Raw genomic sequence first — 1,562 nt, 5'->3', positions numbered from 1 at the left:
AGATCGCGTGCCAGCGCGACGGCCCGGCCGACCAGGAACTCGGTGCGGAGGCGGGGCACGAAGACCCCGGCGTCGACGGCGACGCGCAGGCCGCAGAACTCCGCCCAGCCGAGCACGTGCTCGAGCGGCAGCCCGGCGGCCCGGCGCTCGACCATGGCGGTGAGGTCGTCCGGTGTGCGGGCGGCGGAGACGAGCAGCCGTGCCTCGTCCTCGGCGAAGACGCAGCCGGCGGCGCGCAGCCGGGTGACGACGGCGGTGGGAGAGAGAGGGGAGGTCATCGAGAACGCCTTTCCGATGGTGGGGGCGCCCTCGCGTCACCTATCCGAGGCGAGTCGACGGAGCTGGGAGCGCCCGGCCTGTTCTGGCGGTAATGGGGCTCACCTCCTCGGTCGCGGCCGCAACATTACCGGACCCGGCCGGGGAGCGGCACGCGCCGGTTTCGAGGGTTAAGCTGGCGCGCAATTTATGATCTTTTGGACATTTCGGAGGAGGGTGCGTGGTGACGGGTGTCGGGGACGGCAGGTGGACGGTCCATGCCGAAGGGCGGGTGCCCCAGGGAGTCGACATCACCCGGCCGAGCATCGCCCGGGTCTATGACTACCTCCTCGGCGGAAAGGACAACTTCACCCCGGACCGCGAGCTCGGCGACCAGATCAAGAAGGCCCTGCCCGAGGTCCACCTCGGCGTGCGCGCCCAGCGGATGGTGCTGGGCCGGGCGATCCGCTACCTGGTCGGCGAGGCCGGCATCCGCCAGTTAGTCGACATCGGGTCCGGGCTGCCCACCGCCGGGAACGTGCACGAGGTCGCCCGGAGCATCGCCCCGGAGACGCACGTGGTCTACGCCGACAACGATCCGATCGTGCTGGCACACGCACGCGCGCTGCTGGCCGGCAGCTCCGGAGTGGCCGTGATCGACCGCGACCTGCGCGAGCCCGAGCGGCTGCTCGAGGCGCCCGAACTGCGCGCCGAGATCGACTTCGACCGGCCCATCGGGCTGCTGCTCTGCGGCATCGTCCACTACGTCAGCGACGAGGAGGACCCGGCCGGCCTCATCGCCCGCCTGGTCGCGGCGCTCCCGTCCGGCAGCCACGTGTTCCTCCACCACCTGGTCGAGGCCGGCACGCCCGGTGAGAAGGCCGCCGAGGAGGCGATGCGTCAGGGCATGGGCCGCGGCTTCTTTCGCACCCCCGCCCAGGTCCGCGAGTTCCTCCACGGCCTCGAACTGGTCGAGCCGGGGCTGGTGCGCGTGCCCGACTGGCGGCCCAACGGCACCGAGGACTCGGCCGAGGAACACCCCGTGCTCCGGCTCGCCGTCGCCGCGATCGGCCGCAAGCCCTGACGGAAGGCCGTGGCACCGCCCCGCGACCGGGGCGGTGCCGCCGGAGAGGGCTCAGCGCGCGCCGAGGGCGGGGTCGCTCGCGCTGGGCCGACCGGTCTCCACGTGGCCGGCGAGGCGGCGCAGGAACGTCCTGTCCTGGTCGGAGGTGACCGTCAGGTCGTACCAGCCGTGGCTGACGCGTGTCCGCGCATCGTGCGTCGCGCTGCCGCCGGGCCGGATCCGG

2 protein-coding genes and 1 pseudogene are annotated in these 1,562 nt (G+C 72.9%); 1 reads left to right on the top strand and 2 read right to left on the bottom strand.

Annotation, left to right across the window (positions count from 1 at the left end; translation table 11 throughout):
- Positions 1 to 278: pseudogene (locus ACFFNX_RS49580) on the bottom strand (putative protein N(5)-glutamine methyltransferase); the annotation flags it as partial.
- 218 nt (positions 279 to 496) lie between these two features.
- Here ACFFNX_RS49580 and ACFFNX_RS49575 point away from each other — a divergent pair.
- Positions 497 to 1,339, top strand: a complete 843-nt coding sequence (locus tag ACFFNX_RS49575; protein WP_378213449.1) for an SAM-dependent methyltransferase — start codon at positions 497 to 499, stop codon at positions 1,337 to 1,339.
- 51 nt (positions 1,340 to 1,390) lie between these two features.
- Here ACFFNX_RS49575 and ACFFNX_RS49570 read toward each other — a convergent pair whose 3' ends face one another.
- Positions 1,391 to 1,558, bottom strand: a complete 168-nt coding sequence (locus tag ACFFNX_RS49570; RefSeq protein WP_378213450.1) for a phospholipase domain-containing protein — start codon at positions 1,556 to 1,558, stop codon at positions 1,391 to 1,393.
- Between the last annotated feature and the right edge of the window lie 4 nt (positions 1,559 to 1,562).

This window comes from Actinoallomurus acaciae, from assembly GCF_042429965.1.
Taxonomy (GTDB): domain Bacteria; phylum Actinomycetota; class Actinomycetes; order Streptosporangiales; family Streptosporangiaceae; genus Actinoallomurus; species Actinoallomurus acaciae.
Note: the sequence above shows the minus strand (reverse complement) of the source record. Positions and strands in the feature narration are given on the sequence as shown.